Origin of the sequence: Bradyrhizobium sp. R2.2-H, from assembly GCF_004346455.1 — a bacterium.
Classification (GTDB): Bacteria; Pseudomonadota; Alphaproteobacteria; order Rhizobiales; family Xanthobacteraceae; genus Bradyrhizobium; species Bradyrhizobium diversitatis.
In genome coordinates, this window is the sequence record NZ_SMBR01000011.1 from 139,712 (window position 1) to 162,354 (window position 22,643).

Genomic DNA, 22,643 nt, shown 5'->3' on the forward strand with positions numbered 1-22,643 from the left:
CTTTCCGTCAGAACGAGCCCAGCGCAGTGCCCAGGGCGATCACCGCCACCAGCGCCAGGAGCGAGGTCACGATGCCCACCATGACGATGTCGAAATAGCTGTCACGATGTGTCAGGCCGCAGATCGCGAGCAGGCTGACCACTGCGCCGTTGTGCGGCAGGATGTCGAGGGTACCTGCACCGATCACCGCCACGCGATGCATCAACGCAAGGTCGATGCCGGTCCGCGCGGCAAGCTCGACGTAGGTCGGACCGAGGGCGTCGAGGGCGATGGTCAGGCCGCCCGATGCCGACCCTGTCAGTGCGGCCAGGACGTTGGTCGCGACGGCGAGCGAGACCAGCGGTCCCCCTTCGATCGCCAGCACCCAGTCGCGCACGATCGTGAACGCCGGCAACGAGGCCACGACGGCGCCGAAGCCGACGAGGCTGGCGACGCTGAACGCAGGCAGGACCGACGCATTGGCCCCGGCGTCCATGGTCCGGCGCAGCGCCGGCAGGCGCGCCCAGTTCAGCGCGATGGTCGTGACGATGGCGGCAGCCAGCGCCACCGCGACCGACCACACGCCTGCAACGGCTGCAAGCGTCGTATCACCAAAGCGTTGCTCGGCGAGATAGCTGACATCGAGCCGCGGCAGCACCACCAGCGACATCACCAGATTGACGGTCACGACGACGACGAGCGGCGCCATGGCGTTCAGCACGGGCGATGGCCGCTCGCTGCGATAACCGTTCTGCAGCTCCGCCGGATCGAACTCGCGGGCAGTCGTCGCGCGCTCGCGCACGAGCTCGTCGGCAGCGGCCTGCTCGATCGCACCCTCGGCATCGTCGCCATAGCCTTCTCCAGCGCGTCGCGCCGCAGCTTCAGCGCGATGCAGCCACCACAATCCGGTGCCGAGCATGATGAGCGAGGCGACGATGCCGAGGCCCGGCGCGGCAAACGGCGTCGTGCCGAAGAACGGCATCGGGATCGCATTCTGGATCGACGGCGTGCCAGGCAGGGCCGACATGGTGAAGGTCGACGTTCCCAGCACGATCGCGGCCGGGATCAGACGACGCGGAATCGAAGCGGCACGAAACAGCGAGCGTGCCATGGGAACGATGACGAAGAACGCAACGAACAGGCTGACACCGCCATAGGTGACCAGCGCGCCGGCGAGCACGACCGCCAGGATCACGCGCCGTTCGCCGAGACGCTCCGCCATGAAGCCGGCGACCGACGTCACCGCACCGCTGTCATCCATCAACTTGCCGAAGACGGCGCCAAGCAGAAATATCGGGAAGAACTGCGCCAGAAATCCCGCCGCGTTCACCATGAACACCTGGGTCAGGTTCGCGAGCAGCGGCTCACCGCCGAACAACGCGGCAACGAGTGCGGCGAACGGCGCGAGCAGCAGGACGCTCCAGCCGCGGAAGGCGAACAGGACGAGCAGGCCGAGCCCGACGAAGAGGCCGAGGAGACCCATGCCTCAGCACTCCGACAGCAGGACATCGAGATCGGCGGTCGAACGACGGCCGATCTCCGCGCCGTGCTCGGCGAGGAAGTCGTCCGCGGCCGTGCGTCCCTCGGCGCGCAGCATCGAGACGAACTCCCACTCCGCGTTGAGCTTCGAGGAGGCCCCGAACTTCGCCAGCATGTCGCTCTTGACCCGGTGTGTGCGCATCTTCGCCCAGCGCGCGCCCTCCCCGCTGCCCGGATCGGCCGCCTGGTGCAGCAGCGCGATCATGCGCAGCTCCTTCATCAACGGCGAGTTGAATGAGATTTCGTTGAGCCGGTTGAGGATTTCCGCAGCCGTCCGCGGTTCCTCCAGCCGCTCGGTCGGATTGATCTGGACGAGAATGGTGTCGTGCGCGTCGCTTTCGCGCACCAGCGGCGTGATCGTCGGGTTGCCGGCAAAGCCGCCGTCCCAATAGGGCTCGCCGTCGATCTCGATCGCGCGGAACATGGTCGGCAGGCAGGCCGATGCCAGCAGCACATCCGCCGTGATCTCCGCGTTGCGGAAGATACGGCCGCGCCCGGTGCGCACCCGAGTCGCGGTGATGAACAGCTGGATCGGCGAGCGCGCGAGGCGTTCGAAATCGATACTCTCGGCCAGCACCGCGCGCAGCGGATTGTAACCGGTCGGATTGAGGTCGTAGGGCGACAGCACACGCGACATCAAATCGGTGAGGATGTAGAAGGGCGACGTATCGAGGGTCCAGCGCCCCATCAGGCGGTCGAGCGGAGAGCGTTGTAGCGGGCTGAAGGCCGCGGCCTTCGAGACACGGCGCCAGTATCGGTCGAGCGCCTCTCGCGCGCCCTCGGCGCCGCCGGCCGTCCAGCCATCCGCCAGAACCGCCGCATTCATCGCGCCTGCGGAGGTTCCGGAGATTGCGGCGATATCCAGCCATTTCTCTTCCAGGAGACGGTCGAGCACGCCCCAGGAGAAGGCGCCGTGCGAACCGCCGCCCTGAAGCGCGAGATCAATCAGTACGGCGTCCCGTTCCATGGCGGACACTCACGCAACTGAAGCTCAAATTCGACGCGATTTCTGACCGGGCCGAATTCGACGACAGTGTGGGAGCAGTTGCGACAAGTTGCAACCGGAACGTGGGATGATCTTGAGCTATTTCCGTTCTGATGCGATCGGCACGGAAATGGTTCTAGATTCTGGTTCACGCGTTTTCTTTATATCCACTTCGCTCGAAAACGCTTTAGTGCTCGAACACCAGCCGCGCGCCGATGGTGCCGTCGAGGGCGCGGATCTGCTGGAGCAGCTCGCCGGAGTCCTGGCCGCCGAGATCGGCGTCGAGCACGACATAGCCGAGGTCGCCGGCGGTCTCCAGATATTGCGCGGCGATGTTGATGTCGCGCTGGAGGAAGACCTCGTTCAGCCGCCGCAGCATGCCCGGCACGTTGCGATGGACGTGGCTGAAGCGCGCGCCGGAGGGGCGAAGATGCAATTGCACTTCCGGGAAGTTCACCGCGCCCATGGTCGAGCCGGTGATGAAATAGTCGACCAGCTTGCGCGCGACCTCGCCGCCGATGCGCTCCTGCGCCTCTTCGGTCGAGCCGCCGATATGCGGGGTGAGGATGACGTTCTCCAGGCCCTGGACCGGACTCTTGAAGCGATCCGCGTTGGAGGAGGGCTCGACCGGAAACACGTCAATGGCCGCGCCGGCGAGATGACCCTCTCGCAATGCGGCAGCAAGCGCATCGAGGTCAACCACGGTGCCGCGGCTGTTGTTGATCAGGAACGAGCCGGATTTCATCGTCCGCAGCTCCTTCTCGCCGATCATGCCGGCCGTTTCCGGCGTCTCGGGCACGTGCAGACTGACGACGTCACTCTGCGCCAGCAGCTCTTCGAGCCTCTCGACCGGCTCGGTGTTGCCGTGGCGGAGCTTGTCGGTGCGGTCGAAATAGATCACGCGCATGCCCATGGCTTCGGCCAGGGTCGAAAGCTGCGAGCCGATATTGCCGTAGCCGACGATGCCCAGCGTGCGGCCGCGTACCTCGCGGCTGCCGGTCGCCGACTTGTCCCAACCGCCCTGATGGGCCGACACCGAGCGCGGAAAGATCCGCCGCAGCAACATCACGATCTCGCCAATCACGAGCTCGGCGACGCTGCGCGTATTGGAGAACGGGGCATTGAACACGGGAATGCCACGCTTGCGCGCAGCCAGGAGATCGACCTGGTTGGTGCCGACGCTGAAGCAGCCGACGGCGAGAAGCTGGTCCGATGCCGCGAGCACCTCATCGGTGATCTGGGTCCGCGAGCGGATACCGAGCAGCGATACGCCCTTGATCGCCCGCCGCAGGTCCTCACCGTCCAGCGCCTTGGTCAGCCGCTCGACGTTGGTGAAACCCGCGCTCCTGAACAGGTCCACGGCACTGTCATTGACGCCTTCGAGCAGCAGCGCCTTGGCGCTTCGCTCAGGGCTTTGGCTTGGGGCTGGCATGGAATCTCCGTAAGTCACAGCTTTGCCGCAGCTCATAGACCGCGGACCGCTCACGGCACAATAGGGCTTGCATACGGGAAGAAGATGGCGGGAGCCTGTCATGGGACGGAGACGGCACCGCCGTGGTCGGCATCAAATCACGCAAAACCCATGCGTGCCGTCGCGGCGGAGTTGCTCGACGAGGCCGTATTCCCAGTCGAGATAGGCCTGCATCGCAGCTTCGGCCACATCAGTGCCTTCATAGGGCCGGCGGTAGCGGTGTGCCGGATCCGGCTTCGGCAGGACATGCGGCGGTCCGACGTCGAGCGCACCGTCATAGCCGCCCTCGAGCACATAGACTTCCCAGCCCATCTGCGCCAGCCAGGACGCCGTCATGTCGGCGCGGATGTTCTTGTCGTCGGTCAGGAGAATGCGCGCGCCGCGCACGGGCGCGGCCATGTCGGTTTCCTGGACGAGCTGGCCGCCGGGATAATGCCGGAAACCGGGGAGATGGCCGGCCGCATAGTCCTCGGCGTCGCGCACGTCGAAACGATAGAGCGTGCGATTGGTCTGCGCGGCCAGCGCCGACATCTCGTTCGCACCGATATGGCGAACACCGGCGCGATAGGCGACGTCGCGCGCTTTGGCCGGGCCGCCCTCGAACGGCCCGATCGCGCCGCGCCTGTCAGCACCGTGGTCGAGATTGTGCCGCGCCAGAGTCCAGCCGATGGTGCCGTTGCGCAGTGCGCGCACCTTGTTGGGCACGCCGGCATTGATCAGCGACTGGGTGCCGATGATCGAGCGGGTGCGGCCGGCGCAGTTGACGATGATCGTCGTCTCGGGATCGGGTGCGGCTTGCCCTGCCCGCAACACCAACTCCGCGCCGGGCACGCTGACCGAGCCCGGGATGTTCATGGTCGCATATTCGTCGAAACGGCGGACGTCGAGGATGGCGATGTTGGCCTTGTCGGCGATGAGCCTTGCCACCTCGTCGGCGCTCAGCGAGGGCGTATGGCGACGCGACTCGACCAGCTCACCGAATGCCTTGGAATACGAGTTGACGTCCTCGAACACCTCGAAGCCCGCATCGCGCCAGGCTGTCAGGCCGCCGTCGAGTGCGCTGACATTGGTGTAACCGAGTGCAGCCAGATGCTCGGCGCTGGACGCAACGAGCCCCTCGCCGTCATCATAGAGCACGATCGCAACGCCCTTGCGAGGCAACCTGACCTCGGCCTCGACAGCGATCCGGTCCACCGCCATGTTGGCGGCGAACAGCGGATGGCCGGTCGCGAAGGCCGCCTCGTATCTGAGATCGAGCAACGCGATCTCTTCGCGCAACAGCAGCGCGCGGCGGATGTCGGCAGGGGTGACGGTCGGAAGCTTCATGGCATGGACCTTGAGGACAGAGCCAGGAGCTTTTGAAGCATTGCGGCGGTGTTGGCCAGCGATATCGGAGAACAGGACAATGGCGCAGAGATCGGGCTAGTCGCACTCGAATGTCGCGACGACCTGCGAGAAGTCGCGTTGATCAAGAGCATCCCGACCGATCCAGAAATGAAGCACACCGCCAATGTTGGAGTGCCAATCGAAGAAAGCAAGATCACCCTGAATCTGAAGCAACAGCACGTCCTCCAGGTGCACCTCGGTCGCATCTTGCGGGCCGCTGCCGTATCCCAGCATCTGATGAAGCGCAGTTCTGAAGTGGCGGTGCTTGCCATCGTTCACGGTTGGCGTCTTCCAGTGATTCTGCCGCGCCAGATTCGCGACGTAGCTGGACGGGGCGTGGTCGGAGATATCGACGTCCTGAGTCGCCATGCAACGGATCGTATGGTTGATGGCGTTGCCGAGGTCGTGCGCGATTGTACCCGCATATGTGGGCACCTGCCCGTCCAGCTTCTCGTAGGCATGCACAATCTTGAACCACCAGGATCTGAAGCTCGCCTTTGTATCCGGATCAACGTCGTCCATTGGGGTAAGCGCCCGACAGCGCTCGAGCCACCCGATTGCACCAGCGCGTAGCCGCTTCAATTCGACAGTTGCTTCGTCGGTGAGCGGCTTGCCATAATATCCACGCGTCAGATCGCGCTGGACGTGCGACAATACCGACCGGACCACATAGGTGATGAGGAGCCAGTTGAAGGGCCAATCCTCGTCCTTCTCGTATTCGGACGCAGCTCGGAATTGAAGCAGATCATTCTCGTGCGCCTCCCCCGGACCCAGCGCCCTACACAATTCTTTGACCATAAGCTCCCCTCCGACGGCGTCCTCCCGGAAGTAGAAGTCGCGGAACGGTCGGAAGGAGACCGGATACTTGAACTCGACCCTGGAATGAAGATCGAGGTTGGGGTCGAGCCATCTGACCTGGGAATCACCGTCGGTGCCTGCCAGCGGCATCAGATCTGGCGGTGGCGCGCGGTCGGGATAAACGCCACCGTCCGTCGGGCTATACAGTACGCGACAAGGTGGATGTCCTTCGCCAACAAACACAGAACTACAGAAGAAATAAAGGGTGCCACGCGTCGGAAGCGGCGACCAGCCGGCCCCAGGCACTTCAGCCAGGTCAATTTGAGCTACGAATGTAAGCGCAACCGTTTCCGGCTTTTCATTGGCCATGACCTCTGCCGTCGGCCAATCAAATTTCGGGGGCAGCTTGGGGAGCCCGCCGAAAAAGCTCCGCGCAGGGTGCGCGAGCGGCACGGGCAGATCGCTGCGTCTGACCAGCACCGCAGGCAGCGCCGTCTCTTCGATTTCGTCTTGCTCGGATCGCGCCATCGATCACTCCGACTTTCGCATGGACTTCGTCAATCGAACCATTTGTGGAGAGTTCAGACAAGTCGCTCCGATCCGCTGTGTCCGGCAGGCGTTGTTTGCACTGGCTGCGGATGAGCTATCGGCGGCGCGTGGCGCGGCAGCTAGCGCATCACTATCATTCGCCGGGAACGAGCCGCCCGAGCGGCGGCTGCGCCGGGCGGCGCAGCTTGCGGCGCGACAGATAGAGCAGGATTCCCGTGACCGAGAACAAGGGCATCAAGACGGCGGCAATCATGAAGGCGAGCTTGCCGGGCCATCCCAGGATCGCACCGCGATGGATGTCGTAGATGGCCGCGATGATCTTCTCGCCGAAGGTCTTGTCGGCATAGCGCTCGGCGGAGACCACCTGCCCGGTGACGGCATCGATGCGGAATTCGTCGCGCGTGGTCTCGAGCAACGACGCCTTTCCCCACGACCGGATGCGGATCGTCGTGCCCTGCGCCGGCAGAGTCAGCAACGCCTTGGAGAATCGGTCGCCCTCCTCGCGCTGGAACGTCATCCAGGCCGGATCGAATCCGATCGGCGGCGCCGGCTGGGAGCTGGCCGTACGCGTCGGCTTCGCGGACATCTTAGGCTGCATCTTCGCGGCGGCGGCGTGCGGACGCGCGAGCAGCCGGGTCACGCCGTCCTTGTACCATTCGAAGGAGAAATACAGCCCGGTGAGCGTTATCGCCAGATAGACCGGCAGGACCCAGGTGCCGATCACGGCATGCAACGACCGATGCAGTCCGCGGCCGCTGAGCCCGAGATTCGGCTTCAGCCACATCTTCACGCTGCCGCCCCGGCGCGGCCAGCGCAGCACGAGGCCCGAGACCAGCATGACAATGAGGCCGAGTGCGATCGTGCCGGTGATCGGGCGTCCCCAACCCTTGCCGTCGCCGGGAATGAGCAGCCAACGGTGCAGCCTGCGCACCGTTGCGAAGAACGCCTCGCCGCGCGGCGAACCCAGCACGCGCGCATCGTAAGGATCGACAAAGAGCGAGGCCGGCCTTCCGCCGCTTTCATCCCGCGCGAAGCGAACATGGGCCGCTGCCGCAGGATCGCTCGACAGCGTGACGGCCGAGACTTTGCCGACGTCCTGCTCCGCCTTCAGCCGCGCGACCAACACGTCCGGCATCAGCGCCGGGATTTGACGCGGTGCGACCTGCATGATCCCGGCGTTGAGTTGGTCGACGATCTCGTCCTCAAAACTCATGATCGCGCCGGTCAGCGCGATCAGGGACACCAGCAGCGCGAGGGCGAGGCCCGCGATGGAATGGACCTGGAACAGGACGGCCTTGACCGTATGCCCGATCCGCACCGTCATCGCTAGAACTTCACCGTTGCCGACAGCGACACCCGTCGCGCATCGCCGATGGCGACGCCCAGATTGTTCTGGGCGGAGGTGTAGTAGACGGTGTCGAACAGGTTCTTGACGTTGAGCTGGTAGATGACCGGCAATGTCAGGTGCTTCGTCTCATACGTCGCGAAGACATCGGCGACGACATAGGACGGCAGCACGAACGTGTTCAACGCATCGCCGGGCCGGTCGCCGACATAGCGGGCGCCGCCGCCGAGCCTCAGCTGGCCGGGAAGCGTCGTGCCAAAATCGTAGACCAGATAGAGCGAGGCTGTGTTCATGGCCACGTTCTGCAACTGCTTGCCGGCATATATCGGATCCTCGGTCACCCGCGCATCGGTGTAACCATAGCTCCCGATCATGCTCCAGTTGTCGGATAGGCGGCCGGTGACGTCGAGTTCGACGCCGCGCGAGCGCGCCTTGCCGGCCGCGGTGTACACGTTGAGACCGGTTGCGGTGTTGAGCTGGCTGACCAGCCCGTTCTGCTTCTCGATATCGTAAACCGCGAGCGTACCCGAGAGGCGCTTGTCGAGATCGAACTTCAGACCGGCTTCGTACTGCGTGCCTTCCTCGGGCGCGATGTTCGATCCGAGCACGACGCCGCCGCCATTGCTAAGCGGCGCGATGGTCGAGTTCGGCTTCAGCGACTGGGTGTAGCTCGCATAGAGGGAAAGCTGGTCGGTGAGCTTGAAGATCACTCCGCCGAGCGGGAGCACGGCATCGGCCGAGACGTTGGTGTTCGCTCTGAACGGCTTTCCGCGCCCGGCGAGCTGGTCGTAGTCCATGTAGCGCACCCCGCCGACCAGCGCGAACCGCTCGGTCAGGTGCAGCGTATCCTGGAAGAACAGCGACCACTGGCCGAGCTTGTCAGTTTGGGCGCTGTCGCTGTTCGAAACCGTCGTGCCCGGCCCGATCAGGCCGTACACGGGGTCGTAGACATTGAAGGATGGAGCCGTCTGCCGGATCAGGTTGTCGCGGTAGATGGTGCGATACTGGCCGTCGCCGCCGAACAGTACCTCGTTGCGCATGTCGCCGAGCCAGAACCCGCCCGAGATGTAGGACGTCCCATAGCTGGAGTTGCTGAGCGAACCCTGCGTGCCGTCATTGCTGCGCGTCTCGACGCCGGTCTTCGCGTTGACGCCGGTGATGCGGAGCTGGTTCGCGCTGAAAGTCTCGGTGTTGTAGCTGTAGCCGGCAAAGAGCTTCCAGTCCTGGTTGATGCGATGCTCGACGGAGGCCTGGATCAGGTCGGACGTCCCCCACATGTTGTTGTAGGGCTCGTCGAGCCTGCGCGTCTTCGGGATCGCCAGCGGCGCACCGTTGATGAACGCCGTGCCGCGGTCGAACGGATAAATGAACTCGCGGTGCTCGTAGTTGAGCTGGACCGTCGTGTCCTTTCCATACCATGCCAGCGACGGCGCAACCAGCATCTCGCGGTGCCGGCCGAAATTGCGCCAGTAGTCCTCACTGACGCCATATCCGATGAAGCGATAGGCAAGACCCTGGTCGCCGATCGGGCCGGTGACGTCGAGCAGGCCGTCGGCACCGCTGCGATTGTTCGCGTAGGTCGAGCCGAGCAGCGTGACCGAACCGTGCTGATACAGCTCGGGTCGCTTGCTGATGGTGTTGACGATGCCGCCGGGGTCCATGATGCCGTAGAGCAGCGAGGCCGGCCCCTTCAGCACCTCGACGCTTTCCACGGCGGGATTGAGGCTGCGGCCCTGCACCAGCGGCATGCCATTGCGCATGATCGAGCCGTCGCGGTTGTCGCCGAAGCCGCGCCGGATCACGGCGTCCTGGGTGCCGGCGAGGGTGTTGGTCTGGGTGATGCCCGAGACATTGGCGAGAGCATCATCGATATTGCGCGGCAGCTGATCCTTCAGTACCTGCTCGGGCACCACATTGACGGCCTGCGAGGTGTCGAGCGGCGAGGCGCCGTTGCGCAGCGTGGTCGCGCTCGGCATCGCGCGGTATCCGAGCTTTGCGGCTTGCTGGGCGGCGGCCTCCGCAGCGGCGCGCTCCGAGAGCGTCGGCACCGCAGGAGCGGACGTGGCAGTGCGACTGCGCTGGCGTGCAGCGGCTTGCGTGCGGCGTGAAGACTGGTCCGATGCCCGCGCCGGCTTCGGCCGCTGCGCCGGCGCTTCCACCGTCACCGGCGGCAGTGCCGATTGCGCCTGCGCGGTCATCATGTTCGAGGGACATTCAGCGAGCAGCACGGCCGCTCCGATGAGAAGACCGGCACGGCTCTTGCCGGCACGAGTTTGATGGCCGCTGTCGCGGCCATCCGGATGAGCACGCACGTTCGATTCACTTCCAAGTCAGACGCAGCATTGAAGCTCGCGCGTCTAACAGGCGCGGAGCGCGAGCGGAACCGTAAGCGGACTTGAATCGCTCTAGTATTGAATGGTTCTAAGAAAGGATCGCGCTGAACGGCAATCTCTAATGGCCGTCTCGCCGCGCGCGGCACGCAGCACGCGAATTCGCAGCGGCGCGTCGCGATCTTGCGCGCGCTCACGCGATGGCAGGCGCCATCAACGCGTCGAGCTTCCGCTTGAGCGCGGTGCCGTCGGACAACGCGCGGAGCGGGGGGCGCACGCGCAGCCAGCCTGTATCGCCCGTCTGAGCCGCAAGGATGGCCTTCAACGTCGCGACCAGGGACGGCGTCTTCACCACGGCATCTGCCGCTGCCTGCATGCGCGCCTCGACATCCCTGCCGTCAATCATGCCCTTGACCAGCTCCGGCACGATATTGGCCATGCCGCAAATGGTGCCGGCGCCGCCCGCGGCGATCGCGCGGGCGATGTCGGGCTCATTGCCGACGGTGATGGCGAGCTCGGGCGCGGCCGCGCGGAATGCCTGGAACTGCTTGAAGTCGCCGCTGGAGTCTTTCAAGCCGGCGACCTGCTTGCCGTAGCGCTTCCGCAAGTTCGCGGCGACCGTCGTCGGGATCGCGACGCCCGACACCTGCGGGATGTGATAGAGCGAGGCGCGCAGCCGTTCGTCGGCGACACCATCGATGATCGCGGCGAAGGCATCCTCGATGCCTTCGGGCGTGACGCTGCGGTCGAAATAGGGCGGCAGCAGCAGCACGTGGCGCAGGCCGAGGCCGAGCACGGCGCGCGTCAGCGCGATGCTGTCGGTGATGGCGGGGAAGCCGCCGCCGATTCCGATGCGTTCCGGCGCGATGCCGGCCTTGAGCACGGCTTCCATCGTCGCGACGCGTTCGCTGGCATTGAACGAGGTGCCTTCGCCGGTGGTGCCGAACAGGACGACGCCGTCGACGCCCTTGCCGAAGAGTTGCTTGGCGTGGGCGGCGAGTCGGGCGTGATCCACGTTGCCATCGGCCGTCAGCGGCGTCGCCGACGCTACCCAGAACCCGCGAATTGCCTCCGTCATCACACCACCCGTTGCTGCCGCCCCGAACTAAGCCGCTGATCTCCAACGATCTTCCGGGCTTACCGGGATCCTGTTTTTGCTTTACTTTCCGCTTTGTACCTTACATACAAGGTGGATGCAAATCCCGGCGCCATGGGCGCACCGAAAATATTGAGGAGGTCTCGCATGGACATGGTGACCCCCGCCGGACGGCCCGACCAGCTGCTCGGCGCGTTGCGCGACAGGCTCGGCGCGGCCGCGGTGCTGACCGGCAGCGAGGTGCCCGCCCGCAATTGCAACGACTGGAGCGCGAGCCTGCCGCAAACGCCGCTCGCGGTGATCCGGCCGCTCGATGCGAAAGGCGTGGCCGATACGATTGCGACCTGCCGGCAGGCGCGGCTTCCCTTCGTGCCGCAGGGCGGATTGACCGGGCTGTGCCGCGGTGCCTCGCCCGAAGCCGGCTGGGTAACGATCTCGCTGGAGCGCATGACCGGCATCGAGGAGATCGATCGCGCCTCGATGACGATGACGGTGAAGGCGGGCACGCCGCTGGAGACGATCCAGAAGGCGGCCGATGAAGCCGGCTTCTTCTTTCCGCTCGATCTCGGCTCGCGCGGCTCCTGTGCGATCGGCGGCAATCTCTCGACCAATGCCGGCGGCAACCGCGTGATCCGCTACGGCATGACGCGCGAGCTGGTGCTTGGTCTCGAGGTCGTGCTGCCCGACGGCACCATCATCACCAGCCTCAACAAGCTGATGAAGAACAATGCCGGCTACGATCTGAAGCATCTGTTCATCGGCTCGGAAGGCACGCTCGGCATCATCACCCGCGTGGTGCTCAAGCTGTTTCCGAAGCCGCGCTCGACCATGGCTACGCTTTGCGCGTTGAAGGATTATGCCGCGGTGATTGCGCTGCTCGACGCCGCGCGCTCAGGGCTCGGCCCGCTGCTGTCCGCGTTCGAGGTGATGTGGCCGGATTATTGGGACGTGATCACGAATCGCGCCGGCGTGAAGCCGCCGGTCGCGGCAAGCCACGGCCTTTACGTGCTGGTCGAGGCACAGGGCACCGATGAGAGCCTGGACGCACCGCGTTTCCAGACCTGGCTCGAGGAGCTGATGGAACGTGGGCTGCTCGCCGACGCCGCCGTGGCGCAGTCGCTGGCGCAGACGCAGGCCTTCTGGCGCGTGCGCGATATCTGCGCCGAGTTCGGCCAGGTGCTGGGGCCGCACATCTCCTACGACATCGGCCTTGCGGTGGCGCGAATGGACGAGTTCGCCACGCGCTGCAAGGCTGCGCTGGCCTCCGGCATCAAGGGCTGCGAGAGCGTCTATTACGGCCATATCGGCGATGGCAATCTGCATCTCGTCTCCTGGGTCGCCGGCCTCTCGGTCGCGCAGCAGCCGAAGGAGGAGATGGACGCGATCATCTACGGTCTCGTCCGCGACATGGGCGGCAGCGTTTCCGCCGAGCACGGCATCGGCACCTTGAAGAAGCTGTGGCTGGGTCATGCCAGGAGCGAGGCCGAGATCGCGCTGATGCGGACGCTGAAGGCGGCGCTCGATCCCGATCACCTGCTCAATCCCGGCAAGGTGATCTGAGCGCGCCATGCGATCGCTCAAGCTCGATACGCCGAAATCGCTGTCGCAGCGGGTGATGCAGCGGCTGCGACAGGCGATCATCGACGGCGATTTCGCGCTTGGAGCGGCCATCTCCGAGGAGATGGTGGCGAATTCCTTCGGCGTCAGCCGCACGCCGGTGCGCGAGGCGATGGGCCAGTTGCAGGCGCAAGGCCTCGTCGTGATCCGGCCGCAGGTCGGCAGCTTCGTGTTCACGCCGAGCGCCGAGGACATCGATGCGCTCTGCACCTTCCGCATTGCGCTGGAGCCCAAGGCGGCCGAGCTCGCCTTCCGCCACGATCGCAACAGTGCGATTGCGGCCATGAGCGCGGCGATCGCGGCAATGGAGCCGGCGATCACGGCGAAGGACAACATCGCCTATGGCCGCGCCGACACAGCTTTTCACGAGGCGCTGTTCGCCCATTGCGGCAACCGCTACCTCGCCGAATCCTATCAGCTCGTCTCCGGCCGCGTCGCCGCGCTCCGCACCAATCTGACCTCGCCGATCGACGTGCGCACCCGCACGTCGTTCGACGAGCATCGCGAGCTGCTCGATTTGTTCGGACGCGGCGAGTTCGCCGCCTTCGACGGCCTGATGACGACGCACATCACCAATTCGGGAATCGTCTACGCGAAAGCGCTCAAGGTGGATTGAGCGCGTCTACCGCTCTTCCTTCGCTTCCGGCCTGTCCAGAAAATCCAGCGCGGTGTTGATCTGCTCGAGCTGGTGCTCGATTCTATCGCGGTCCTCGACCGATGGCGCCTTTTCGAGCTGTTCGACGAGCTTCTGCTTCCGCAACAGCAAGTTCTCTATGACCGTGCTCACAACTCCCCCATCGCCAGAGGCGACGTCAGCGGACGCCTGAATGATGCAGACGCGCGCGACGCGGGCCCGCGCCGAACCCTCAACAGAATGTTCGCGGGCGCGGTTGGTTCCTATGGCCGGGATCCGATCGGCGCCCTTGTGAGGATGGAACCTCCGGTCACTACAATCGGCGGTGGCGGCACACCGATCGGTTGAATTCGCCCGCCCGGAGTCCTATGCGTAGGCGCCATGGACATCCAGATGATCACCGCCGAAAAGCCGCTGATGGCCCGGGCGCAACCGCGCAAGCCGGCGCCGTTCCTGCCGATGAGCCGCGCCGAGATGGATGCGCTCGGCTGGGACGCCTGCGACATCGTGCTGGTGACCGGGGACGCCTATGTCGACCATCCGAGCTTCGGCATGGCGATCATCGGCCGGCTTCTGGAGGCGCAGGGCTTTCGGGTCGGCATCATCGCCCAGCCGGACTGGCACTCGGCCGAGCCCTTCAAGGCGCTCGGCAAGCCAAAGGTGTTCTTCGGCGTCACCGGCGGCAACATGGACTCCATGGTGAACCGCTACACCGCGGACCGCCGCATCCGCAGCGACGACGCCTATACGGCCGGCGGCGAAGGCGGCAGGCGGCCGGACCGCTGCACCATCGTTTACGCCCAGCGCTGCCGCGAGGCGTTCAAGGACGTACCGATCGTGCTCGGCGGCATCGAGGCGTCGCTGCGCCGGATCGCGCATTACGACTACTGGTCAGACAAGGTGCGCCGCTCGGTGCTGGCCGACGCCAAGGCCGACCTGCTGCTCTACGGCAACGCCGAGCGCGCCGTCGTCGAGGTGGCACAGCGGCTCGCCGCCGGCGAAGCGCCGCGCGAGCTCGACGACATCAGGGGCGTCGCACTGTTCCGCAAGGTCCCTGCCGATTACACGGAGCTGCACGCCGACGATCTCGATTCCGCCGACGAGGGCGCATCGCGTCAACGCGGGCCGACCGTGATCCGCCTGCCGGCGCTGGAGCAGGTCGAGCACGACAAGGAAGCCTATGCCCGCGCCTCGCGCGTGCTGCACCGGGAGAGCAATCCCGGCAATGCGCGGCCGCTGGTCCAGCGTCATGGCGACCGCGATCTCTGGCTCAACCCGCCGCCGATCCCGCTGACCAGCGAGGAGATGGACGCGGTCTACGACCTTCCTTACGCGCGCGCACCGCATCCGTCCTATGGCGATGCCAGGATCCCGGCCTGGGACATGATCAAGTTCTCGGTCACGATCATGCGCGGCTGCTTTGGCGGCTGCACCTTCTGCTCGATCACCGAGCATGAGGGCCGCATCATCCAGAACCGCTCGGAAGGCTCGATCCTGCGCGAGATCGAGAAGATCCGCGACAAGACGCCGGGCTTCACCGGCGTCATCTCCGACATCGGCGGCCCCACCGCCAACATGTACCGGATGGCGTGCAAGGACCCGAAGGTCGAGGCGGCATGCCGGCGGCCGTCCTGCGTCTTCCCCGAGATCTGCCCGAATCTCAACACCTCGCATGACGATTTGATCCGGCTCTATCGCAAGGTGCGCGAGACCAAGGGCATCAAGAAGGTGATGGTCGCCTCCGGCGTGCGCTACGACCTCGCGGTGGAGAGCCCCGAATACATCAAGGAGCTCGTCACCCATCACGTCGGCGGCTACCTCAAGATCGCCCCTGAACATACCGAGCGCGGTCCGCTCGACAAGATGATGAAGCCGGGCATCGGCGCCTACGACAAGTTCAAGCGGATGTTCGACGAAGCGGCCGAGCGAGCCGGCAAGAAATATTATCTGATCCCCTATTTCATCGCGGCGCATCCGGGCACGACCGACGAGGACATGATGAACCTCGCGCTGTGGCTGAAGAAGAACCGCTACCGCGCCGACCAGGTGCAGACCTTCCTGCCCTCGCCGATGGCGACCGCAACCGCGATGTACCACACCGGAGTCAATCCGCTGCGCGGCGTGCGCCACGGCGGCAGCGACAAGGTCGAGGCGATCAAGGGCCTGCGCCAGCGCCGCCTGCACAAGGCGTTCCTGCGCTATCACGACCCCGACAACTGGCCGGTGCTGCGCGAGGCCCTGATCGAGATGGGCCGCCGCGACCTGATCGGCTCGCAGCCGCACCAGCTCGTCCCCGCACACCAGCCGCCCGGCACCGGCAAGGCCGCCGGCACGCGGCGACCGGTCCGTCCTGGCGGCAAGACGCAGCGGTTCGCGACCAAGGGCCTGCGGGTGATGAAGTAGCGCGCGAGAGCCGGGTTTAGCCCGGTTCGGCGGCGCTTTCGCACCTTCCAAAACAAAAGTTCGAAAACAACCCCATGCACAGTAGCCGGGGGCAGCAAGATCAACGGCTTGCGGACGCGATGAGATCGGCGCGGTCGCCGAGCGCAAATCGAGGCACGATCTCCCCCGAGAAACGGTCAATTTCCGTTTTTACGAAATTTGCTTGATCGTCGGGCAAAACAGGCGTATGATGCCACCATCGCGGAACGTGGGTGATCGAGGGCTAACCGTACCTGGTCCTCGCCACGCCCTGCCCGATCGAGCGCGATCTCGTCGAACGACCGCTGCGCATTGCTGATTTTACGAATACACTGCGCCGTCGGGCAAATCAGGAGCAGAATGGCAGCATCGGAAGGACCGGGTCAGGGCGCCCCTTCCGTTGCTCAGTGCCAGCGTCGTCGGGCTCACGACCGCGTCACGCGCGCAATCCGCTCCGCGGATCGACGCACTGCAGGGGATGGCGCTCCTGATCGCATGATCACCTTGCAGTCCAGCAAAAGCCTGCGATACCCGCTGCTGGCTTTGCCAGCTGCACGGCGCTTAAGGTGCTCGCCGCTGGTGACCCATCTACGAAGTTGTGTGGGGTCTGGCGGAGGTCCGCTCATCGCGGCAGAGCGGACCAGATTTGCTAAACCTTAGTTCTTCGGATTTTGGCCCATTGGCGACGTTGCGCCGCGACGGTCCGAAGGCCGCTCGTTGCGCCAGAGCGGACCAGATTTGCTCAACCTGAGTTCTTCGCGTTTTGACCCATTGCGGACGTGAGACGGCCAACTAATTGATAGGCCATGACCAACTCAAGACGGGTGCTGCAGGAGCTTTACAAGTGAAGGCTTATTTCGTCCTCGACATCACTGTGCATGACTACGGGCGGTTCAAAACGTATATCGAGTCAATCCCCGCGATCATTGCGAGACATCAAGGTAAGTATATCGTTCAGGGCGTCGAGCCAACACCGCTCGAAGGCGAATGGAGGCATGAGAGACTCGTCATTATCGAGTTTCCTAGTCGTGCAGATGCCGAAGCGTTGTTGAACGATCCCGAGGCGCAGCAACTTTTCGCAATTCGTCATGCCACGACAACCGGCCGTCTGCTTCTCGCTGATGGGTGCACCTAGTCGTGGCGTCCGCAATTGGCCCATCTGCGAACTGCGCCTTGGCGATTGCAAGTCCGCTCTTGGCCTCGCACCGTCCGCTTCCGAGGGCTGAGCGGATAGCATCGTGGAGACGCCGAGTGCCGCCTATGACCCTACGAGGAAGTGGAACCATCCTTCGTGCTCCGCCGTGACTTGCCGGTTGTTCGATTGGGTTTTCCTGACGACTTGATTCTGTTCCTTCGGTTAGCCGAGTCGAGTGCCGGTTACGATGCATCGGCCGGTATGTGCGCGCTCCAATCGACCGATCCAGCCGCCTGGAATGACCTTTACGTTCTCTGAGGCGGCATCTCGCTTCCCGCGCGTTCAACGGGCGCGGTAGTCAGAGAATTCATGCTGCGAGATGACCCCATCCTTATCAACGTCAATCTGGCGAAAGAGAGCATTCCCAATGGCTTCGAATTCAGCCCACGATACGGTGTCTCTCGACACAGCGTTGGTTTCCAAAAACTTGCGGACACGGACAGACAAGCCGCCGCCTAGCCTTCGACGATCTATAGATTTCGTCGCCTCCGAGAAGCTGATCTTGCCATCCTTATCCGAGTCGAGAGCAAGTAGTTGTTGTACCTTTGCCTCGATCATCTTCGAAGCATTCCGATCTGATGACGCTTGATCCTCCGCATTTTTACCAGGCTGCATGTTCAACATGGATCTGAACTCGTAACGCGCCCCGCGGCGGATTTCATCATCTTTGATGAAACCATCGCAATCTAAATCCCAGCGCATAAGCATGAGCGACTGGCCCCTTGCCTGTCCTTCTTCCATCAACGCGTGTAGATCGACGTCCCGCTGCGTGAGTTGTTCATCGCCATCAGCATCAGCCCCGACAAAGAGGGGCCGGAGGGACCAATCATATTGCTGCTCCGCAGTGTTCGGCTGAGGCGGCTGCAATAGACGCTCGTATCGATCCAGTACCGCGGTCCATTGCTCTGACCACGCCGAATGGTGCGAAAGCGTCAATGCAACACATGCTACACAGGCACCGACAAGAAAGGTCAATTTAGAGTGCAGCATGCCAGACTCCCTTAGCGGCGTCCCTAATTGCGGCCCACCAGCATCTAGCCCGGGGGCTGGTGCAGTTTATGCCATTTTGCGCGAGCGGTTTCCTCCGATCCGCCGCGCCGCACTTCATCTTGTCTAAAATCTTTCCAATACCGATGGGTGCAATATAGCCCGAACAGCCAAAGGAACACGAAAAGCAGAACAAGCGGAGGAATGATCCTTTTTACGAACTCGGTTGGATCGAGACTCCTCAGCAAGAAAATCAGGGCGAGACATACAATTCCAGCAACCGCAAAGCCTCGCACTCGGACTTCCTCTGAAACATTCATCCCTGTTCCTTGGGGTACGTACGCTCTCGCGCCTAACTTGCTCTGCGGCTTTCGTCTTCGAAGGGCGGACGACTGAGAATTGTGGAACGAATGCTGAAAGGCGACATGCCCGCTAAAGTAGCACGAGTACGCTCTTAGCTGGCAACCCTCTGACGATTAGGGTTTGCAGACCATTAAGTCTGCTTCTGGCCCATCGCTTCCGTTGACGTGGTGTAGCCAAATGTCGGTTCATAGGGGCAGACCGGAAGTTTGCAACCGAGCGCCAAACCGACGCGATTGACCCAAACCGGAAGCTGCGCCTATTGGCCTATTCGACAGCGTAAGGGTTGGGCTTCGGAACGCCCCGCTTCCACCGTACCCATTCTTCCGCGTCACGGAGTGACACAAAGTCGGCAACAGGGATGTCCGTGAGATCAGCGCGACGCTCTGTAATGCGCCAGCCGCCCGCGTCTAAGCGCTCTATGATAAAGCTCTCGATAGGCATGCCAAGGTTAGTCATTTTGTTCCTGATCAGTCTGGTCGAGTGGAAGCGTAGGAGTGGTGAGCGCCGATGTATAGAGAACTATCTATCTGGAAGCGAATTGACGCTGAAAGAGCGGTGCACTTCCGATGCTTTGAGGACCTTGCGTCGCATCTTTTTTGCGTCCAGAGCGCCGACTTCTATACTCTGCCGATAGCGCGCGACGCACGCTCCGGCTTCGATCGCCAATTTGCTGAGCTTTTTATCGAAGTCGAGCCGATCGAACGCAGTGAATGGTTCGAGACTGTTGAGGAGGCCATTGCTGCACATGAGGAGAAGTTTTTCTCGATGGGGCGGCTTGCCGAGCGAGAAAAGAAGCAATGATTTGACGTCCGGAAATGGCCCATTGGCGACGTTGCGCCGCGACGGTCCGAAGGCCGCTCGTTGCGCCAGAGCGGACCAGATTTGCTCAACCTGAGTTCTTCGCCTTTTGACCCAAACCGGAAGCTGCGCGTTGGAGCGGCTAATGCATTCGTCAATGTTCCGAGGAGTTTTAACGGCTCATCTTCTTGGTGCAGATCGGGTCACCTTTGGGCATTGAGTTGCAATCCCAATCCGGTCCGAAGCCGGTTGCCTGCCGGAAGAGCGGAAACCGAACGACAACGAAAGCGAAGAGGCAGACCGCGATCAGAGCAAATAAGATGGCGAGAATGTCAGTGCGCGTCGGGTACCAGCGAGGCCTCCGCATCTTTAGCCCCTCAGCGGTCGGTCGCTAACCCTATCGGCGTACGACGCGTCGGTCCAAAAGAACTCGTGAACGGCAATCACGTCACAGCTCTCTGCCTTGGCGAGCCCCATTGCCTCTACCGTGAAGTTCACACCAGCGAGCAAGGTAGGACCGCGCGGAGCTGGTATTTTCCTTAGCGCGTGGGAAACCGCGCGCCCGGTAATGACGCCATCGGGAAATTTGAGCACGAACGCGTATTTGGCCACCTTGGGATTTTCACAATACTGCTCGGCCAACTTGGGACCGATGGCTTTTTTCACCGAGGTGATATCAGCCGGTACATCGGACATGACAGACGGTTTTAGCGTCATGCTAACCTCAAGGCTTTATTCGCGAATTTGCTACCTGAAGTCGCAATAGACTACAGGAGATGCCGAACAGGGTGAATGTCCGGTGATGGCCCGTAGCTGACCTTTACGGCGATGCCGGCTCAGGGCCGCTTTCGACCCACAAGAGACATTTGGCGAGAGAGAAAGAAGCCGAGGAGTGTCAATCCAGAATTGGTTAGAGCGGCGCATTCACCGTTCGACTGCAAAGATGCGCCAATCTCCCGGGATACCCTTGAGCGAATGATTGCCGCGATCACCAAAACGCAAGCCGGAACCCGCCACCAGGTCCCTGACCGTGCTCGATACCAACACCTCGCTCGCGCCGGCGAGCGCCGCCACGCGCGCTCCGATGTGAACGGCAATGCCGCCGATATCATTGCCGATCACTTCGCACTCGCCGGTGTGAAGCCCGGCACGGACTTCAATGCCCAACGGCCTGATTTCGTCGGCGATGGCGCAAGCGCAGCGCACGGCGCGTGCGGGACCGTCGAAAGTAGCAAGAACGCCATCGCCGATCGTCTTGATTTCGTGGCCGCGGAAACGTGAAAGGGTGCGCCGTATCGCAGTGTGATGAATGTCTAGGAGGTCGCGCCAGCGATGGTCTCCGAGTGCGGCGGCTTTCTCGGTCGAGCCGACGATGTCGGTGAAGAGCACCGTGGCAAGCACGCGGTCGACCGCAACGGGCGGACGCGAGCCGGTCAGGAACTCCTCTATCGCATCGGCGATATCGCCGGCATTGTCGCCGACGAAGGGAAGGTGGTCGACCCCAGGGAATTCGAGATGGCGCGAGCCTGGAATTTGCTTGGCGAGAAACCGGCCGCCCTCGACGCTGACGACCCTGTCTTCCGTCCGGTTGATGACGAGGGTCGGGACCCGGATCGTCGGGATGATGTCGCTTATGTCAATCAGGTGGTTCATGCGCGCGTACGCGGCAACGCCAGCGGGGCTATTGGATACCCGCTCGTTCTTGCCCCACCAGCGTTTGAACGCCGAGTCGGTCATGCGGGAGGGCGCATACATTGCCACGCTGCCGCCGCTGCCCCAGTCGCGCTCGATATAGTCGAGAGCTTGCTCCAGCGTCGACTGAGCAAATCTCGATGCCGGATAGGCGTTGCAGAGCACCAGCGCGCGGCAGCGACTGGGATAGGTCGCGGCGAACAGCGCCGACATCGTGCCGCCTTCAGAAATGCCGAGAAGCGCCGCCTGTTCCATGCCGGTGGCGTCCATGACCGCCCGCAGGTCGTCCATTCGCTGGTCTAGGCCCAGGGAATCAGCGACCCGATCCGACAAGCCCGTACCGCGCTTGTCGAACATCACCACCCGGGCGTAACTCGCCAAGCGCAGCAGCCAACGGCTCACCTCCGGTTCGTCCCACCAGTGCTCGACGTTAGTAAAGGCCGGTGGAGCGAAGACAACGTTGAGCGCGCCCTCGCCGAACACCTGATAGGCGATGTGAACGTCGCCGCTCTTGGCGTATCGGGTGTCTGGCTGCATGACGACCCCCCACGCTTGCCGGGACTTCTGGCCGACCGGAATTATAGCAGCAGCTTAGATTGTCGGGAACGGCTCAATGTCCCCTGTTGGCCCATCAGCGAAGTAGCGGCGCAGCCCATTGAGGTCCGCTCAGTGAGGCATTGCGAACCAGATTTGCTCAGGTTGAGTTCTTCGCATCTTGACCCGGAACGGACATCGCGCCCTATTGCGGTCTTCGCACGGCAATGTCGATTTTGGGCAAACGAGATGCTATCCGTCATCGAAGCGAGAACCGACCATCGATGGCTTGAATGAACGAACTTCTGACCGAACGCACGGTGGTTATTGGAAACAGTGGCTCTGGTAAGAGCACGTTGGCCGAAGCCGTCGCCGACCTTGCTCAAATACCTGCGATTGATCTCGACCTTCTGCACTGGGAAGAGGGCAGCTATGGCCTTAAGCGCAATGAAGACGTCACGCGAAAGATGGTCCTGGATATTTCTGACCAGCCGCGCTGGATTATCGAAGGTGTATTTGGATGGCTGGCAGAAGTGGCCCTTCCCAAAGCCACCTCTCTCGTTTGGCTCGATCTCCCGTGGAGCGTTTGCCGTGCCGGGCTGCTCGCCCGCGGCCTGCGGCGGGGAGCAACAAGTCAGGATGCAGCAGAACTGATGAAGTGGGCGGAAGCCTATTGGTCTCGGCAGACACCATCCTCGTTTGCTGGCCATTCCAAGATGTTCAACGATTTCTCCGGCACCAAGTTGCGGCTGGAGAGCCGAGAACAAGTTGACCGGTTCCTCGAAAATTTACGCGCCGGAATGACAAATACGGACCTACGGCTTTAACCACCGCCATGGCAACGCCGACAGCAACGTATCACGACCGCTTCTGGCCCTTGACTGTCGCCAGCCCGAAGCGCCGCAACGCCCGCTTTCCGTAGAT

18 protein-coding genes are annotated in these 22,643 nt (G+C 63.1%); 6 read left to right on the forward strand and 12 right to left on the reverse strand.

The features are described from left to right. Positions 1-7: 7 nt before the first annotated feature. The 8 genes from EDE08_RS26780 to EDE08_RS26815 all read right to left on the reverse strand — a co-directional run bounded on the left by EDE08_RS26780 (position 8) and on the right by EDE08_RS26815 (position 11,460). Positions 8-1,462 (reverse strand): GntP family permease, encoded by a 1,455-nt coding sequence (locus EDE08_RS26780; RefSeq protein WP_131871742.1) that lies wholly within the window; start codon positions 1,460-1,462, stop codon positions 8-10. Positions 1,463-1,465: 3 nt separating this feature from the next. Continuing rightward, positions 1,466-2,485, reverse strand: coding sequence for a patatin-like phospholipase family protein (locus tag EDE08_RS26785; protein ID WP_165936201.1), 1,020 nt, complete (start codon positions 2,483-2,485; stop codon positions 1,466-1,468). Positions 2,486-2,690: 205 nt separating this feature from the next. Further along, on the reverse strand, positions 2,691-3,935 hold the full coding sequence (serA, locus tag EDE08_RS26790) for a phosphoglycerate dehydrogenase (RefSeq protein WP_165936202.1): 1,245 nt from the start codon (positions 3,933-3,935) through the stop codon (positions 2,691-2,693). A gap of 132 nt (positions 3,936-4,067) precedes the next feature. Continuing rightward, positions 4,068-5,300 carry a rhodanese-like domain-containing protein gene (locus tag EDE08_RS26795; protein ID WP_131871745.1) on the reverse strand — a complete coding sequence of 411 codons (1,233 nt, stop codon included), beginning with the start codon at positions 5,298-5,300 and terminating at the stop codon, positions 4,068-4,070. A gap of 96 nt (positions 5,301-5,396) precedes the next feature. Continuing rightward, the gene (locus EDE08_RS26800) at positions 5,397-6,686 is read right to left on the reverse strand and encodes a DUF1963 domain-containing protein (protein ID WP_131871746.1); all 1,290 of its coding nucleotides are present in this window, start codon (positions 6,684-6,686) and stop codon (positions 5,397-5,399) included. A 154-nt stretch (positions 6,687-6,840) separates the two neighbouring features. Further along, positions 6,841-8,031, reverse strand: coding sequence for a PepSY-associated TM helix domain-containing protein (locus EDE08_RS26805; RefSeq protein ID WP_131871747.1), 1,191 nt, complete (start codon positions 8,029-8,031; stop codon positions 6,841-6,843). Positions 8,032-8,033: 2 nt separating this feature from the next. Then, on the reverse strand, positions 8,034-10,364 hold the full coding sequence (locus EDE08_RS26810) for a TonB-dependent siderophore receptor (RefSeq protein ID WP_131871748.1): 2,331 nt from the start codon (positions 10,362-10,364) through the stop codon (positions 8,034-8,036). A 211-nt stretch (positions 10,365-10,575) separates the two neighbouring features. Beyond that, entirely contained in the window at positions 10,576-11,460 is an 885-nt protein-coding gene (locus EDE08_RS26815; protein ID WP_165936203.1) for a dihydrodipicolinate synthase family protein, read from the reverse strand. Positions 11,461-11,625: 165 nt separating this feature from the next. On the opposite strand from EDE08_RS26815, the gene EDE08_RS26820 reads away from it, so the two are divergent. Beyond that, positions 11,626-13,038 (forward strand): FAD-binding oxidoreductase, encoded by a 1,413-nt coding sequence (locus EDE08_RS26820; RefSeq protein ID WP_131871750.1) that lies wholly within the window; start codon positions 11,626-11,628, stop codon positions 13,036-13,038. Positions 13,039-13,045: 7 nt separating this feature from the next. After that, on the forward strand, positions 13,046-13,711 hold the full coding sequence (locus tag EDE08_RS26825; protein ID WP_131871751.1) for a GntR family transcriptional regulator: 666 nt from the start codon (positions 13,046-13,048) through the stop codon (positions 13,709-13,711). A gap of 6 nt (positions 13,712-13,717) precedes the next feature. Here the strand turns inward: EDE08_RS26825 and EDE08_RS38620 are convergent, their stop codons facing one another. Then, entirely contained in the window at positions 13,718-13,855 is a 138-nt protein-coding gene (locus tag EDE08_RS38620) for a hypothetical protein (protein ID WP_165936182.1), read from the reverse strand. A gap of 255 nt (positions 13,856-14,110) precedes the next feature. Between EDE08_RS38620 and EDE08_RS26830 the strand changes: the two genes are divergently transcribed. Together EDE08_RS26830 and EDE08_RS26835 are read left to right on the forward strand one after the other, a co-directional pair. Continuing rightward, positions 14,111-16,132, forward strand: a complete 2,022-nt coding sequence (locus tag EDE08_RS26830; RefSeq protein WP_131871752.1) for a YgiQ family radical SAM protein — start codon at positions 14,111-14,113, stop codon at positions 16,130-16,132. An 862-nt stretch (positions 16,133-16,994) separates the two neighbouring features. Beyond that, entirely contained in the window at positions 16,995-17,285 is a 291-nt protein-coding gene (locus tag EDE08_RS26835; RefSeq protein WP_131871753.1) for a DUF1330 domain-containing protein, read from the forward strand. Between the two features lie 342 nt (positions 17,286-17,627). Here EDE08_RS26835 and EDE08_RS26840 read toward each other — a convergent pair whose 3' ends face one another. Beyond that, the gene (locus EDE08_RS26840; protein WP_131871877.1) at positions 17,628-18,335 is read right to left on the reverse strand and encodes an EF-hand domain-containing protein; all 708 of its coding nucleotides are present in this window, start codon (positions 18,333-18,335) and stop codon (positions 17,628-17,630) included. Between the two features lie 867 nt (positions 18,336-19,202). Between EDE08_RS26840 and EDE08_RS26845 the strand changes: the two genes are divergently transcribed. Further along, positions 19,203-19,496: a hypothetical protein gene (locus EDE08_RS26845; RefSeq protein ID WP_131871754.1), complete on the forward strand. Its 294-nt coding sequence runs from the start codon at positions 19,203-19,205 to the stop codon at positions 19,494-19,496. Between the two features lie 366 nt (positions 19,497-19,862). On the opposite strand, the gene EDE08_RS26850 is transcribed toward EDE08_RS26845, so the two are convergent. Together EDE08_RS26850 and EDE08_RS26855 are read right to left on the reverse strand one after the other, a co-directional pair. Beyond that, positions 19,863-20,210, reverse strand: a complete 348-nt coding sequence (locus EDE08_RS26850; protein WP_131871755.1) for a hypothetical protein — start codon at positions 20,208-20,210, stop codon at positions 19,863-19,865. A 207-nt stretch (positions 20,211-20,417) separates the two neighbouring features. Then, a complete protein-coding gene (locus EDE08_RS26855; protein ID WP_131871756.1) occupies positions 20,418-21,722 on the reverse strand; it encodes an adenylate/guanylate cyclase domain-containing protein in 1,305 nt (434 codons plus the stop codon). 290 nt (positions 21,723-22,012) lie between these two features. Between EDE08_RS26855 and EDE08_RS26860 the strand changes: the two genes are divergently transcribed. Continuing rightward, on the forward strand, positions 22,013-22,546 hold the full coding sequence (locus EDE08_RS26860; protein ID WP_131871757.1) for a P-loop NTPase family protein: 534 nt from the start codon (positions 22,013-22,015) through the stop codon (positions 22,544-22,546). Positions 22,547-22,643 lie beyond the last annotated feature (97 nt).

What these genes read in the sequence shown, in the direction of transcription:
- EDE08_RS26780 (WP_131871742.1), bottom strand. Translation starts at nt 1,462, where the DNA reads ATGGGTCTCCTCGGCCTCTTCGTCGGGCTCGGCCTGCTCGTCCTGTTC.
- EDE08_RS26785 (WP_165936201.1), bottom strand. Translation starts at nt 2,485, where the DNA reads ATGGAACGGGACGCCGTACTGATTGATCTCGCGCTTCAGGGCGGCGGT.
- serA (WP_165936202.1), bottom strand. Translation starts at nt 3,935, where the DNA reads ATGCCAGCCCCAAGCCAAAGCCCTGAGCGAAGCGCCAAGGCGCTGCTG.
- EDE08_RS26795 (WP_131871745.1), bottom strand. Translation starts at nt 5,300, where the DNA reads ATGAAGCTTCCGACCGTCACCCCTGCCGACATCCGCCGCGCGCTGCTG.
- EDE08_RS26800 (WP_131871746.1), bottom strand. Translation starts at nt 6,686, where the DNA reads ATGGCGCGATCCGAGCAAGACGAAATCGAAGAGACGGCGCTGCCTGCG.
- EDE08_RS26805 (WP_131871747.1), bottom strand. Translation starts at nt 8,031, where the DNA reads ATGACGGTGCGGATCGGGCATACGGTCAAGGCCGTCCTGTTCCAGGTC.
- EDE08_RS26815 (WP_165936203.1), bottom strand. Translation starts at nt 11,460, where the DNA reads ATGACGGAGGCAATTCGCGGGTTCTGGGTAGCGTCGGCGACGCCGCTG.
- EDE08_RS26820 (WP_131871750.1), top strand. Translation starts at nt 11,626, where the DNA reads ATGGACATGGTGACCCCCGCCGGACGGCCCGACCAGCTGCTCGGCGCG.
- EDE08_RS26825 (WP_131871751.1), top strand. Translation starts at nt 13,046, where the DNA reads ATGCGATCGCTCAAGCTCGATACGCCGAAATCGCTGTCGCAGCGGGTG.
- EDE08_RS26830 (WP_131871752.1), top strand. Translation starts at nt 14,111, where the DNA reads ATGGACATCCAGATGATCACCGCCGAAAAGCCGCTGATGGCCCGGGCG.
- EDE08_RS26840 (WP_131871877.1), bottom strand. Translation starts at nt 18,335, where the DNA reads ATGCTGCACTCTAAATTGACCTTTCTTGTCGGTGCCTGTGTAGCATGT.
- EDE08_RS26845 (WP_131871754.1), top strand. Translation starts at nt 19,203, where the DNA reads ATGTATAGAGAACTATCTATCTGGAAGCGAATTGACGCTGAAAGAGCG.
- EDE08_RS26850 (WP_131871755.1), bottom strand. Translation starts at nt 20,210, where the DNA reads ATGACGCTAAAACCGTCTGTCATGTCCGATGTACCGGCTGATATCACC.
- EDE08_RS26855 (WP_131871756.1), bottom strand. Translation starts at nt 21,722, where the DNA reads ATGCAGCCAGACACCCGATACGCCAAGAGCGGCGACGTTCACATCGCC.
- EDE08_RS26860 (WP_131871757.1), top strand. Translation starts at nt 22,013, where the DNA reads ATGAACGAACTTCTGACCGAACGCACGGTGGTTATTGGAAACAGTGGC.